The sequence below is a fragment of the Burkholderia sp. KL41 genome (assembly GCF_057005415.2).
Genome location: NZ_CM174447.1, coordinates 724840 through 739143, shown reverse-complemented (window position 1 = coordinate 739143; position 14304 = coordinate 724840). Strand labels below are relative to the sequence as shown.

Annotated in this window: 11 protein-coding genes; 4 read left to right on the top strand and 7 right to left on the bottom strand. The window is 66.2% G+C overall.

All coding sequences use genetic code 11. The features are described 5' to 3' along the window. From PQB87_RS20890 to PQB87_RS20875, 4 genes are all read right to left on the bottom strand, one after another. Complete coding sequence (locus PQB87_RS20890; protein ID WP_021160633.1) at window positions 1-2064, bottom strand: NADH:flavin oxidoreductase; 2064 nt, start codon at window positions 2062-2064, stop codon at window positions 1-3. Window positions 2065-2132: 68 nt separating this feature from the next. After that, window positions 2133-2666 carry a DUF5943 domain-containing protein gene (locus PQB87_RS20885; RefSeq protein WP_006488993.1) on the bottom strand — a complete coding sequence of 178 codons (534 nt, stop codon included), beginning with the start codon at window positions 2664-2666 and terminating at the stop codon, window positions 2133-2135. A gap of 142 nt (window positions 2667-2808) precedes the next feature. Continuing rightward, a complete protein-coding gene (locus PQB87_RS20880; protein ID WP_027789731.1) occupies window positions 2809-3780 on the bottom strand; it encodes a dipeptidase in 972 nt (323 codons plus the stop codon). Window positions 3781-3811: 31 nt separating this feature from the next. After that, complete coding sequence (locus tag PQB87_RS20875; RefSeq protein ID WP_027789732.1) at window positions 3812-5086, bottom strand: serine hydroxymethyltransferase; 1275 nt, start codon at window positions 5084-5086, stop codon at window positions 3812-3814. Window positions 5087-5531: 445 nt separating this feature from the next. Here PQB87_RS20875 and PQB87_RS20870 point away from each other — a divergent pair, with 445 nt between their 5' ends. Then, complete coding sequence (locus PQB87_RS20870) at window positions 5532-6557, top strand: GlxA family transcriptional regulator (protein ID WP_042975715.1); 1026 nt, start codon at window positions 5532-5534, stop codon at window positions 6555-6557. A 58-nt stretch (window positions 6558-6615) separates the two neighbouring features. On the opposite strand, the gene PQB87_RS20865 is transcribed toward PQB87_RS20870, so the two are convergent. Further along, entirely contained in the window at window positions 6616-8028 is a 1413-nt protein-coding gene (locus PQB87_RS20865) for a discoidin domain-containing protein (protein ID WP_489243667.1), read from the bottom strand. Window positions 8029-8298: 270 nt separating this feature from the next. Between PQB87_RS20865 and PQB87_RS20860 the strand changes: the two genes are divergently transcribed. The 3 genes from PQB87_RS20860 to PQB87_RS20850 all read left to right on the top strand — a co-directional run bounded on the left by PQB87_RS20860 (window position 8299) and on the right by PQB87_RS20850 (window position 11813). Next, a complete protein-coding gene (locus PQB87_RS20860; RefSeq protein WP_489243666.1) occupies window positions 8299-9720 on the top strand; it encodes an aminotransferase-like domain-containing protein in 1422 nt (473 codons plus the stop codon). Window positions 9721-9984: 264 nt separating this feature from the next. After that, window positions 9985-10755, top strand: coding sequence for a hypothetical protein (locus tag PQB87_RS20855; RefSeq protein WP_489244264.1), 771 nt, complete (start codon window positions 9985-9987; stop codon window positions 10753-10755). A gap of 170 nt (window positions 10756-10925) precedes the next feature. Then, a complete protein-coding gene (locus PQB87_RS20850; RefSeq protein ID WP_060086330.1) occupies window positions 10926-11813 on the top strand; it encodes a DMT family transporter in 888 nt (295 codons plus the stop codon). On the opposite strand, the gene PQB87_RS20845 is transcribed toward PQB87_RS20850, so the two are convergent. Both PQB87_RS20845 and fdhA read right to left on the bottom strand, forming a co-directional pair. Then, window positions 11802-12716, bottom strand: a complete 915-nt coding sequence (locus PQB87_RS20845) for a LysR substrate-binding domain-containing protein (RefSeq protein ID WP_489243664.1) — start codon at window positions 12714-12716, stop codon at window positions 11802-11804. The genes PQB87_RS20850 and PQB87_RS20845 overlap by 12 nt on opposite strands. Window positions 12717-12937: 221 nt before the next feature. Then, on the bottom strand, window positions 12938-14134 hold the full coding sequence (gene fdhA / locus PQB87_RS20840) for a formaldehyde dehydrogenase, glutathione-independent (protein WP_027789739.1): 1197 nt from the start codon (window positions 14132-14134) through the stop codon (window positions 12938-12940). Window positions 14135-14304: the final 170 nt, after the last annotated feature.

Here is a 14304-nt window from a genome sequence, read left to right as displayed (position 1 = left end):
TTAGAAATCCTTCACGAGACGCAGCGAGTCGTAGATCGCACCGTGGACGTTGTGCATCGAGATGCAGTCGCCGACACGGAACAGCAGGAAACGGCCGTTGCCGAGTTCTTCCGACAGGCACGGCTGCGGCTCGGCCGCGAACAGCGTGTGCGGATCGATCTGGCCGCGGTTCACCGATTCCGGCTTGAGCTTCCAGTACAGCTCGTCGTTCGGCGACGAACCGTTCTCGATCACCACCTGGTCGACGGCACGCTCTTCCAGTTCTTCCGTGTACTCGTTGCGCAGCACGGCGATCAGCTTGCCGTCCTCTTCATAGACGCGATCGAGCATCGTGTTCGGCGTCGGGATCACGCCGAACGCATACAGCCGGCGATAGAAGATCGGGAACGTCGTGCCGCCGCAATCGTCGGCGACCTTCACGTCCGGCGTGACGACCTCGACCTTCGAGCCGCGGCTCGCCATGAAGTCGGCCACGCCCGCGCCGGCATGCGTGCTCACGCCGTCGAACAGCAGCACGTTCTGCTTCGGCTCGACCTTGCCGGTCAGGATGTCCCACGAGCTGACGGCGAGGCCCTCGGCCACGCCCCAGCCCGGCACCTGCCACGTGAAGCTCGACCCGCCCGTCGCGAGCACGACGATGTCCGGCTTCTCGGCCATGATCATCTTCTCGTCGGCGGCCACGCCGAGGCGGCGATCGACGCCGAGGCGCTTCGTTTCCATGTCGAACCAGCGGATGATCCCCGACATCTGTTCGCGCTGCGGCGCCTTCGCGGCGATCATCACCTGGCCGCCCACTTCGGCATTCTTCTCGAACAGCACCACGTCGTGGCCGCGCAGCTTCGCGACACGCGCCGCCTCGAGGCCCGCCGGGCCCGCGCCGACCACCACGACCTTGCGTTTCGGGCCGCGCGACTTCTCGATGATGTGCGGCATCGTCGCTTCGCGCGACGTCGCGGCGTTTTGAATACACAGCACGTCGAGGCCGTTGTACTGACGGTCGATGCAATAGTTCGCGCCGACGCACTGCTTGATTTCGTCTTCGCGGCCGTCGCGGATCTTGATCACCATGTGCGGATCGGCGATCTGTGCGCGCGTCATGCCGACCAGGTCGATCATGCCGGTCGCGAGCAGGCGCTCGGCCTGGCCCGCGTCGCGGATGCTCTGCGCATGCATCACCGGAATCTTCACGACCGACTTGATGCCGGCCGCGAGGTGCACGAACGGCTCCGGCGGCAGTGCCATCGGCGGCATGCAGTTGGCGATCGTGTTGTGCGTATCGCCGCCCGATCCGACCACGCTCAGGTAGTCGATCAGACCCGTCTCCGACATCGCCTGCGCGATTTCCTTCAGCGCTTCGTGATCGAGGCCGTCCTCGTGGAATTCGTCGCCGCACATGCGCAGGCCGACGCAGAAATCCTTGCCGACCGCCTCGCGCACGGCCGTCAGCACTTCGATACCGAAGCGCAGGCGGTTTTCCAGGCTGCCGCCCCATTCGTCGGTGCGGTGGTTCGAACGCTTGCTCCAGAACTGGTCGATCAGGTGCTGGTGGGCGGCCGAGATTTCGATGCCGTCCATGCCGGCCGCCTTCACGCGCTTCGCGGCCGCCGCGAAATCGCCGATGATGCGGCGGATTTCCTCGATCTCGATGATCTTCGCGTTACCGCGGTGCACGGGTTCGCGCACGCCCGACGGCGACATCAGGTGCGGCCAGTGCTCGCCGTGGAACGACGAGCGGCGGCCCATGTGCGTCGCCTGGATCATGATCTTCGCGCCGTGCTTGTGCATCGTGTCGGCAAGACGCGTGAGCGGATCGATGATCTTGTCGGTCGACAGGTTCACCGATTTCCACCAGCCCTGCGGGCTGTCGATCGACACCGGGCTCGACCCGCCGCAGATCGCGAGGCCGACGCCACCCTTCGCCTTCTCTTCGTAGTAGCGGATATAGCGGTCGCCCGGCAGGCCGCCCGGCTCGGCATACACCTCCGCATGCGCGGTGCTGACGATCCGGTTGCGCAGCGTCAGCTGGTTCAGCTGCATGGGTTTGAACAGGTGGGGATAACGCATCGCTGGCGACCTCTGGCGTTCGAATGTCTCGTGTTGCGGGTGTTGTTCTGTTGCGGTGAATCAGTGCATCAGTGCGCGATCGGCGACACTTCGAAGACGCAGTGGTCGTGATGCTCGGCCGCGCACTGCACTTCCTTCGATTGCGCACGCGGTGCGCCCTTGCCTTCCGGCGTCGTGTCGTTGACCCAGTCCATCGCGCCGGCGAACCAGCCCGCGAACATGTAGCAGAGCTTGCCTTCCTTGCCCGGCTGCTGGAGCACGAACGACGAGTGACGCAGCTCGATCTTCGCGCGCGCGCTGGCCGGATCGGCCTCGATGATCGAGAACAGGCCCCAGCCGCGCTGCGACAGGCGCTTCAGGTAGTGCTCGAACACGGCCATGCCGGTCAGGCCGTGCAGCTTCGCTTCCTTGTCGCACCAGTGGTAAGCGGACTTGTAGCCGGCCTTGTAGAGGATCTCGGCATACGCTTCGACGCCGAGCGCTTCCTCGACCGCGACGTGGTTGTTCGTGAAGAAGTGACGCGGCACGTACAGCATCGGCAGCGCGTCGGTGGTCCAGACGCCGGTATCGGGATCGACGTTGATCGGCAGTTGCGGTTGCATCGTGGTGACTCCGTGAGGAAATGGGTCGCGCGGCTCAATGCGCGGGCGCGACATCGTCCGCGTGCCCGCGCGGCTTGCGCGGGCACGTCCCGATTTTTGTTGTTGAATCGCTGCGGGTGAGGCGGTCCGGCGTTTGCGGCGCTTACGCGCCCCACACGTCCTTGAACACGCGCACCCAGTTCTCGCCCATGATCTTGCGGATGCGCGACTCCTTCCAGCCGTGGCGTTCCATCGCGGCAGTCAGGTTCGGGAATTCGCCGATCGTGCGGATGCCGTCCGGGTTGATCACCTTGCCGAAGTTCGTCAGCTGGCGATAACGTCCCTTGTCATGCGTCAGCATGTCGAAGAATTCCTTCGCGTAGTCCTGCGTGAAATCCGTGCCGATGCCGACCGCGTCTTCGCCGATCAGGTTCACGACGTAGTCGATCGCCTCGATGTAGTCGTCGATGTTCGCCTCGATCCCGCGCTTCAGGAACGGCGCGAACATCGTCACGCCGACGAAGCCGCCCGCGTCGGCGATCTCCTTCAGCTGTTCGTCGCTCTTGTTGCGCGGATGCTCCTTCAGGCCCGACGGCAGGCAGTGCGAATAGCACACCGGCTTCTTCGAGAACGCGATCGCTTCCGACGACGTGTTGCCGCCCACATGCGACAGGTCGACCATGATGCCGACGCGGTTCATCTCGGTGATCACTTCGCGGCCGAAGTCAGACAGGCCGCCGTCACGCTCGTAGCAGCCGGTGCCGACCAGGTTCTGCGTGTTGTAGCAGAGCTGCACGACGCGCACGCCCATGTCGGCGAACGCCTCGATGTAGCCGATGTTGTCCTCGAACGCATGCGCGTTCTGGAAGCCGAGGATCACGCCGGTCTTGTCTTCCTTCTTCGCGCGGAAGATGTCTTCCGTCGTGCGCACCAGCGTCAGCAGCTCGCTGTTGTCGCGGATCTTCTTCTTCATCACGCCGATGTTGTCGACGGTCTTCGTGAAGTTCTCCCAGACCGACACCGTGCAGTTCGCGGCCGTGATGCCGCCGCGGCGCATGTCTTCGAACACCGGCTTCTCGAACTTCGAGATGTTCAGACCGTCGATGATGATGCTGTCTTGATGCAGCGTGCCCATGAGTGGCTCCAGTATTGTCGGGTCGGTCGGATCAATAGATCGGGAAGCGTTCGCACAACGCGAAGATCTCGCGGCGCACACGCTGTTCGGTGGCGTGGTCGCCTTCCGGGTTCGCGCGCAGTGCGTCGAACACTTCCAGGATCAGGCGGCCCACCTCGCGGAACTCCGCGACGCCGAAGCCGCGCGTCGTGCCGGCCGGCGTGCCAAGGCGGATGCCCGACGTGACGGTCGGCTTCTCGGTGTCGAACGGAATGCCGTTCTTGTTGCAGGTGATGCCCGCGCGCTCCAGCGCCTGTTCGACCGGTGCACCCTTCAGGCCCTTCGGGCGCAGGTCGACCAGCAGCAGGTGGTTATCGGTGCCGCCGGTGACGAGATCGACGCCGCCCGCCTTCAGCACTTCGCCGAGCGCCTGGGCGTTCGCGAGCACGTTGTCGATGTAGGTCTTGAAGTCCGCGTGCAGCACTTCGCCGAACGCCACCGCCTTGCCGGCGATCACGTGCATCAGCGGGCCGCCCTGCAGGCCGGGGAACACGGCCGAGTTGATCTTCTTCGCGATGTCCTCGTCGTTGGTCAGCACGAAGCCGCCGCGCGGGCCGCGCAGCGTCTTGTGGGTGGTCGACGTGACGACGTGCGCATGCTCGACCGGGTTCGCGTGGCGACCCGCGGCGATCACGCCGGCGATGTGCGCCATGTCGACCATCAGCTTCGCGCCGACGCTGTCGGCGATCGCGCGGAAGCGCGCGAAGTCGAGCGCACGCGGATACGCCGAGAAGCCGGCGATGATCAGGTTCGGCTTGTGTTCGTGTGCGAGCGCTTCGACCTGGTCGTAGTCGATCAGCATCGTGTCGCGGTTCACGCCGTACTGGACCGCGTTGAACCACTTGCCCGACAGCGCCGGCTTCGCGCCGTGCGTCAGGTGGCCGCCGGCATCCAGCGACATGCCGAGCACCGTGTCACCCGGCTTGGCCAGCGCGAGCATGACCGAACCGTTCGCCTGCGCGCCCGAGTGCGGCTGCACGTTCGCATAACCGGCATTGAAGATCTTCTTGACGCGCTCGATCGCCAGCGCCTCGACTTCGTCCGCGAACTCGCAGCCACCGTAGTAGCGTTTGCCGGGATAGCCTTCCGCGTACTTGTTGGTCAGCACCGAGCCTTGCGCCTCGAGCACGGCACGCGACACGATGTTTTCCGACGCGATCAGCTCGACCTGCGACTGCTGACGCTCGAGTTCCTTCAGGATGGCGCTGCGCACCGGCGCGTCGCGCTCGGCAAGGGACTGCGAGAAGAAAGGCTGGGTGTTCGACATAGTGCGTCCGTGACGAAGAATAAGGGGCTGAAACCGAAGCTCAAGGCCCGCCCTGCCTGGGTTTCCCGCTCGTCCCGTACAAGGCTGCCGACGGCTCTATTCTTGTCGTTCGGATTTTCGGCGGATTGATGAATTTAGACGCGTTCTTTGCCTTTTCCGCCATCCGCGTCCGTTTTATACAAGTGACCGGTCGTGCTTTTTCGGATGACCAAGCAAATCGCCGTCGACGGTTCACCTATGAACAGGCACGCCGTCGGTGCGATTGCCGCCCGGTCGGGGTGCACTCCGTCACGAATACGGTGCAGTGCAGCATGCGGCTTTCAGCCATACAACGTATGGAGCTAGGGTTTAGCCGTATGGCACGCTTGTTGCGCTGGCTCACACAATACCGCAGCCCGATCCGTGCCCCGGGCCTATAGCTATTAGAGATTTCAGGAAGCTCCCCATGTCCCCCGACCGCACAGCGTCGCTGTCCCACTTCGCGTTCATGCCGTTACCGAATTTCACGATGATCGCGTTCACCAATGCGATCGAGGTGCTTCGGATGGCGAACTACCTGAGCGGCCAGCCGCTCTACCGCTGGTCGGTCATCAGCCCGGAGGGCGGCCCGGTCACCGCGAGCAACGGCCTGACGGTCGATACGGGCCCGGCCGAGTGCGTGGGGCAGCCCGACATCGTGTTCGTGTGCGGCGGCGTCGACGTGCAACGCGCGACCACGCCCGCCCATCTGTCGACGCTGCGCCGCTTCGCACGCGCGGGCATCCCGCTCGGCAGCCTGTGCACGGGCACCTATGCGCTCGCGAAGTCGGGGCTGCTCGCGGGCTACGCATGCGCGATCCACTGGGAGAACATGTCGGCGCTGAAGGAGGAGTTTCCGGATACGCGCTTCCTGAAGGAACTGTTCGTGATCGACCGCGACCGCATCACGTGCACGGGCGGCGTCGCGCCGCTCGACATGATGCTGAACCTGATCGCCGCGCGCGTGGGCACCGCGCGCGTCACGCAGATCGCCGAGCAGTTCATCGTCGAACACGTGCGCGACACGAGCGCGCAGCAACGCATGCCGCTCGTCGCGCGCCTCGGCTCGGCGAACAAGTCGCTGTTCGAAGTGATCTCGCTGATGGAGAACAACATCGAGGAGCCGCTGTCGCGCGAGGAGCTCGCGCGGCTCGCGAACATGTCGCAGCGGCAACTGCAGCGCCTGTTCCGCGAACACCTCGGCATGACGCCGACGCACTACTACCTGACGCTGCGGCTGCGCCGCGCGCGCGAACTGCTGCTGCAGACCGACATGTCGATCATGCACATCACGATGGCGTGCGGGTTCCAGTCGGCGTGCCATTTCAGCAAGAGCTATCGCGACGCGTTCGGCGTCGCGCCGACCCGCGAACGCCGCAAGCAGGTCGCGCCGCTCGCGCAAGGTGCGGCAAGCGCCAGCCCCGCCTTTCCGGCGCACGTACTGCACGCGTGAGCGTCGCTGTGATTGATGCATAAAAAAAACGGCCTAAAAGGCCGTTTTTTCCTTGCGCTTACGATCCCCACACCTGCATTTCGTACAACGAGTAACCCCACTGCGTTGCGCGCTGCGTGCCGAGCATCCGCACGTAACGACCGCTGCCGTTGAGATTCGGCAGCGTGACGTGGGTATATGAACCGCCGTTGCTCGTCGAATAGATCGTCGTCCAGTTGACGTTGTCGTTCGACGTCTGGATCTGATAAACGAGCGCGCCCGCATCCCAGTACAGATCGACGTGATCGATGCGCTTCGCCGCGCCGAGATCCACGGAGATCCATTGCGAACCGGCACCGGCGCCTTCCGGCGAATCCCAGCGCGTGCCCGTGGTGTTGCCGTCGAACGCCTTGTCCGGCGTGAGCGACGCGTTGTAGCTCGCCGACGCAGCGGCCGGATGCCCCTGCGACAGCAGCACCGGCTGCGCGGCGGCCGGGCCGCCGTAATAGCTCGACCCGAGCTTGGCCTTCGTCGTGTCGGCGTTCACGCCGAATGGCGACAGGCTCCAGCGCTGGCCGGTCGTCACGTCGCCGACGTAGAGCTGATAACCGCCCGCCGTCGTCGACGAGAAGAACACGTAGTTCGTGCCGTTCACCGGTGCCGGATCCGAGTTGTTGCTCACGCAGTCGTTGATCGGCAACGCATTCGGCGTCGACGCCGGGTCTGCGGTCTTCGTATAGATCTGGTCGGCCGCGCCGCTGTCTTTCCAGCGCGCGTAGAACACCATGCCGTCCGCGCGCACGATCGGGTAGTACGTCTGCAGCCCGGCCGGATGATCGAACACGGCGGTCGCGCCGGTCGCGATCGTGCGCTTCATCAGCCCCATGTTCGAGCCGGTGCCGGTCGCGTAATAGACGGCGCTCGAATCCGGCGCGAGAAACGGCATCGAGTATTCGGCGCCGGCCGGCGCGTTCGTCAGGCTCACGACCGACGTGAACACCGGGCCCGCGCTCGTGTACGACAGCGTCGCCTGCTTGACGTCGCCGTTCTGCTTGAACACGAGCGTCTTGCCGTCGGCGCTGAACTTCGGATCCTCGTTGCGCGTGGCACCCGTGCTGTTCGTCAGGTTGACGGGCGGCGTGCCGGCGCCGAGCTGCAGCATGAACACGTTCCATGCGCCGTTGCTGATGCCCATGAACGCGAGCCACTTGCCGTCGGGGCTGAACACGCCGTTCATCGGATCGGTGATACCCCACGTGCTCTTGCTCAGTTGCGTCAGCGTATGGGCCGAGAAGTCGTAGAGGAACAGCTGGCTCGTGCCGTCGCCGTACTTCACGTAGCTGTGGTAGACGAGCTTGCCGGTCAGTGCGGCGGGGAACGTCGCGTTCGGCTGGGCGGCGGGATTGCTGATGCAGGCGGCCGTTGCGATGCCGCTCGACAGGTTGAGGGCGATGCCGGCCACGAGGCCGGCGACGAGAGTCTTCAATTTCACGCTGAATGTTTCCGGGCAAGGTTGTGACGCCGCAGAAAAGGTCCCGCGCAGGATGTGCGCGGGCCAGGAATCCGCCGTCGGGCAGCGTCGATTCCGGTCGGTCGGACATCGGGAACGCGGATTGCTCGAGAGCATGCCGGCTTGTCAGACGAAAGAAAAGAATCAGAGCCCGGCAAAAACATGCGGATCAGCAATTGGGGGCACGCTTGCACGCGACGGGTGCCGTGCTACTCTTTTTTCGGCAAGGCCCCGATCGGGCGGAGGGCTGGCATGAAGCGATACGCTGTGCTCGCACGAACGATCGCCGACGCAATCCACCGCGGCGACCTGCCGCCCGGTGCGCGCATCCCCACCGTGCGCATGGCCTGCCGCGTGTATGGCGTGAGCCCGTCCACCGTGTTTCGCGCGTATTACGCGCTCGAAGGCGAGGGTCTGATCGTCGCGCGGGCGCGATCCGGTTATTTCGTTGCGAACCTCGAAGACAAGCACGTGCGGTTCGCACACGGTCCGCCGCGCAAGCCGGCCGCCGAGCCAACCGGCGACGACGATGTGCTGTTCCGTCTGCTCGACTCGCTCAAACGCGACGAGATCGTTCCACTCGGCTCGGCCTTCGCCAGTTATTCCCTGTTCCCGATGAGCAGCCTGTGGCGCGCGATGGCGTCGGCGGCCCGCAACATGGATCGCACGGCGCTGCTGTCCGGCTTGCCGCCCGGCTATGACACGCTGCGCCGCCAGATCGCGCTGCGCTACCTGAACGCAGGCGCGGCGTTGCCGATGGACGAGATCGTCATCACGACCGGCGCGCTCGAAGCGCTGACGCTCAGCCTGCAGGCACTGACCCGCCCGGGCGATATCGTCGCGATCGAGCGACCGGCATTCCACGCGGCCCTCGAGGCCGTGCAGCGCCTGCACCTGAAGGCCGTCGAGATTCCGGTCGACCCGCGCACCGGCCTCGATCTCGATGCGCTCGAAACGGCGCTCGACACGCATCCGGTGCGGGCATGCTGGTTCATGACGTCGTTCCACAACCCGACCGGCGCGACGCTGACCGACGAGCGCAAGCGCGAGCTGATCGACCTGCTCACGGCGCGCGGCATACCGCTGATCGAGGATGACGTCTATGGCGAGCTGCATTTCGGAACGGCACCCACGCGCCCGGCCAAACTGTATGACGACAGCGGGCTCGTCCTGCATTGCGGTTCGTTCTCGAAATGCCTCGCGCCCGGGTTCCGGATCGGCTGGGTCGCGGCCGGACGCTACGTGCGGCAGATCCGTCAGGCAAGAAGCGCGAGCGCGCCGGCGGCCGACGTGCCCGCGCAGATGGCGATTTCGAACTACCTGCGCGACGGTGCGTACGACCGCTTCCTGCGCAAGCTGCGCCGCAATCTCGCCGCGCACCAGGCGCAGATGCTGGCGGCCGTGCAGACGTATTTTCCGGACGGCACCGAAGTGTTCGCGCCGCACGGCGGGTATTTCCTGTGGATCGAACTGCCGCCGCGCGTCGATGCGATGCACCTGTTCGACGATGCGATGGAAAACGGCGTCAGCATCGCGCCGGGGCCGATCTTTTCCGCAACCGGCGGATTCCGCCGCTATCTTCGGCTCAATTACGGCCGGCCGTGGACACCGGCCGTCGAGCACGCGATGGAGACCATCGGGACGCTCGCGGCCCGGCAGCGGCAGGACGGTTAGCACGAAACGTGCACGTCGCGATGCTCCTTTTTGCGCATTGCGTTTCACACGCAGGCAGCCAAGAATGAAGCGGAAGGTAACCGCGGAAGAACGTGCTCCGCCCACCCGACGTCACGGAGAATCCCATGAGCACCGCATGTGCACGACCGTCGGCAACGCACGGGCCGCCGGATTCCGGCTCGGGCCGATCGGTTGCCTTGCAGGACAGCGTCATGTCGACCGGCGAACGTTCGCCTCGTTGACGGCGCCTGCCCGCTTCCGGCGATGCGAGTCCTGCCCAATCGGACGTCCCGCGCACGCGACGACTGGCGCGCGATCCTGAACGCACGAGCCGACGCGCGGCGCACTGCCCGCTGCCGCTGCAGGGAATGCGGCTTCGTGGCCTTCCGCGCGCTCGAGCACTGCCCCGTTTGCGGCCAGTGGGACTGGCCGTTCGATCCGGTTCGCCGCACGCCGGACGACGCGCGCACCCCGCACGCGGTGCAGCACTTCGATACGTGGTCGTCGCGCGTCACGCGGACGCTTCGCAACGCGGCATCCCGGCGGCCGCGCGCATCGAGCGCGCCGATCCTGAGCATCCTGACGCTCGTGCTGCTGGTCGGCGGCTACGTGATGGTCGACCGGACGTGCAATGCCGATCCGGTCTGTCGCGGCACGAACATATCGGGCGCGACGGCGAGCGATGCGGGTGCGTACGTGTCGAACGATCCCGTGCTGCCGGTCCTGCCGGCGCCCGCCTATCCGTTTCATTCGACTGATGGAACCCAGGTGGCGGCCGCGCGACAGCGCAGCCCGGATGTCGGCGAAGCTGCCGGACGAACCACAGTCGCGCGGGCCGCGCCGGCCATCCGTGCACCCGATCGGTCGCATGCCGCCACCACGGTTCGGGTGGCCGACCTGAAAGCCGGTCGCAATGCCGCGCATCGCGCCCGCGTTTTCCACCGAGTGAGCGCGCACACCGCACACACCGCGCGTGCGCGACGCACCACCACCGCCAGCAATACGCAACTCGCCCAGCTCTATCGCGGCCACTGAGCGCGTACGCGCCGTCCGTGCACGCGCTTGCGTCGATTCATTTTTCTAAACCGCCCCTCGCAAAACCTCGTTTGCGCCGCGACGCATGCGTGACGTTCAATGGGTCATTCGCCCGCGCCGGCGCGTATCGCGTTCCGGCCGCTCACCCGATCCACCGAACGGAGTCGTCGATGAATGCACTACAGCTCGTGACCCTTGCTGCCATCTGGGGCGCGTCCTTCCTGTTCATGCGCATGGGTGCACCGGAATTCGGCGTGGTCCCGCTGATCGCGCTGCGCGTCGCGATCGCGGCCGTGCTGTTGTCGCCGGTGCTGCGCAACGCGCAAGCGCGACAGGAATTCCGCTCGCACGTCGTGCCGCTGTTCGTCGTCGGCATCGCGAACTCGGCGCTGCCGTTCTGCCTGCTGACCTACGCGGCGCTGTTCGTGACGGCCGGCACCGATTCGATCCTGAATGCGACGACGCCGTTGTGGACCGCGATCGTCGCATTCGCATGGCTGCGTACGCCGCTGACGAAACCCCAGGCGATCGGCCTCGCGCTGGGCTTTGCCGGTGTCGTCGTGCTCGCCGGTTCCGCGGTCGGCGCCGGCACGCCCGGCGCACCGCGCGCGATCGCCGCCGCGATGCTCGCGACGCTGTCGTATGGGTTCGCCGCGCATTACTCGAAGCGCAAGCTGGCGAATGTCAGGCCGTTCGTGTCGGCGTTCGGCAGCCAGTTGTTCGCGGCGGTCGCACTCGTACCGCTCGCGCTGCCGATGTGGCCGCACGGCCCCGTTCACGCGTCCGCGTGGATCGCGGTGGTGCTGCTCGGCGCGATCTGCACGGCCGTCGCCTATCTGCTGTATTTCGGGCTGATCCGCAATGCGGGCGCGCAATATGCGGCGTCGGTCACGTTCCTGATCCCGATCTTCGGTGTCGTATGGGGCGCGATCTTCCTGCACGAGACGATCACCGTGCAGACGGTCGCCGGGTGCGCGATCATCCTGCTCGGCACCGCGCTCGCAACCGGCAAGCTCAAGGGGTTCGCGGCCGCCGCCGTGCGCGGGTCACGCCAGTAGATCGCGCGGGCCGTCGTCGCCACTGCCGATCTCGCTCGCGAGCCAGTCGCGGAACGCGGCGATCTTCCACTCGCGCCGGCGCGCTTCGCTGCACACGACGTAATAGGACAGTTCGGTCGGCCAGGGCCGCGCGAGCACGCGCACCAGCCGGCCGGCCGCGACTTCGTCCCGCGCATAGATGTCGCGCACCAGCGCGATGCCCTGCCCGGCGACCGCCGCCTTGATCAGCAGCGCATCCTCGCTGAAGCTCGCGCCGCGCGGCGCACGGGCATCCTCGATTCCCTGCGCGCGCAGCCACAGCGCCCAGTCGGCGCGGTCCGCGTCCTGCAGCAGCGGATACGACAGGCAGTCGGCCGGCGTGGCGATCGGGCGCGCGGGATCGAGCAGTTGCGGGCTGCAGACGGGCCACAGCTCGGGTGTCCAGATGCGGAACGATGCGTGCCCGGGATAATGGCCCAACCCGTGCCGGATCGCGACGTCGACATAGTCGCGACGCAGGTCGACCAGTTGCGCGCGTGTTTCGACGGTGATTTCGATTTCGGGGTATGCGGCATTGAACGCGCCGAGGCGCTGCACGAGCCACGTGTTCGCGAAGGAGGCGGTGGTCGTCACGGCGAGGCGGACGATGCGCCGATTGGCACCGTGCACGTTCGCCCACGCGGCCTCGATCTCGTTGAAGCCGCCGGCGAGCTGATCGAACAGCGCGCGGCCCGTGCCGGTCAGCTCGAGTTCGCGGCCGGTGCGCTCGAACAGGCGCACGGCAAGGCGATCCTCGAGATTGCGGACGTGCTGGCTGACGGCGCCCGGCGAAATGCAGAGCTGGTCGGCCGCCTGCTTCATGCTGCCGCAGCGCGCCACTTCGACGAACGTGTGCAACGCGGCGAGGGGAAGTGACTTGGCCATTCGTGGATGCGGCGCCGGGCGGCGGCGGCGATGGGTCGGGAACGGGCGACGATTATCGCAGCAATTCCGTGCGGCCGGGATCGGCGGTGCGCAAGCGTTCCGGCCCGCGCGATACCTGCGCGCGGCCTGCCCTTCCCCGTGCTTCCTCGGCAAAAACGGGCGACCCGTTTCCGGTGCCGCCCGTTTTGCGTGACGCGCTGCGCGCGTCGAACGCTAGCGCATCACGCCGCCAGCAACCCGTGCGGGTCGATGACGAATTTGCGCGGCGCGCCGCCGTCGAACTTCTTGTAGCCTTCCGGCGCCTGGTCGAGCGAAATCACTTCGACGTTGACGATCTTCGCGATCGGCAGACGGTCGAACAGGATCGCCTGCATCAGGTTGCGGTTGTACTTCAGCACCGGCGTCTGGCCCGTGAAGAACGAGTGCGACTTCGCCCAGCCGAGGCCGAAGCGGATGCTCAGGCTGCCGTGCTGCGCGGCCTTGTCCTTCGCGCCCGGATCGTCCGTCACGTACAGGCCCGGGATGCCGATTGCGCCGGCCGGCCGCGTGATTTCCATCAGCGAGTTCAGCACCGTGGCCGGTGCCTCTTCCGCGTGGCCCGACGAGCCGTGGCCGTGCGCCTCGAAGCCGACGCAGTCGACCGCGCAGTCGATCTCGGGCACGCCGAGAATCTGCTCGATCTGCTCGCCGAGCGACGCGTCCTTCGACAGGTCGACCGTCTCGAAACCCATCGCCTTCGCGTGCGCGAGGCGTTCCGCGTTCATGTCGCCGACGATCGTCACGGCCGCGCCGAGCAGGCGTGCCGATGCGGCCGCCGCCATCCCGACCGGGCCCGCGCCCGCGATATAGACCGTCGAGCCCGGCTTCACGCCCGCGCTCACCGCGCCGTGATAGCCGGTCGGCAGAATGTCGGACAGGCAGGTCAGGTCGCGGATCTTCGCCATCGCCTGGTCGCGGTCGGGGAATTTCAGCAGGTTGAAATCGGCATACGGCACGAGCACGTACTCGGCCTGGCCGCCGATCCAGCCGCCCATGTCGACGTAGCCATAGGCGCCGCCGGCACGCGACGGGTTCACGTTCAGGCACACGCCTGTATGCGTGTCCTTGCACATCGCGCAGCGGCCGCAAGCGACGTTGAACGGCACCGACACGAGATCGCCGAGCTTCAGCGTTTCGACGTCGCGGCCGATCTCGACCACCTCGCCCGTGATTTCGTGACCGAGCACGAGGCCGACCGGCGCGGTCGTGCGGCCGCGCACCATGTGCTGGTCGGAACCGCAGATGTTCGTGCTGACCACTTTCAGGATCACACCGTGGCCGATCGCGCGGCCGCTCGGATCGACCATCTTCGGATAATCGATTTTCTGGACTTCGACCTGGCCCGGTCCAAGATAGACGACACCTCGATTGCTGCTCATCGTATTGTCTCCATGTCTCGTTGGTGGCGCCGCGGCGCGCCGGCGCCATCCGGCGCACGCGCAACGTGCTGTTCGAGAGTAGTCCCGGAGGCAGGGGCGCCGATGTCTCAAACGCGACACGCGTTTGAACGGCGCCGACATCGATGGCGGAAATGCGAAAGTCGGGCGGG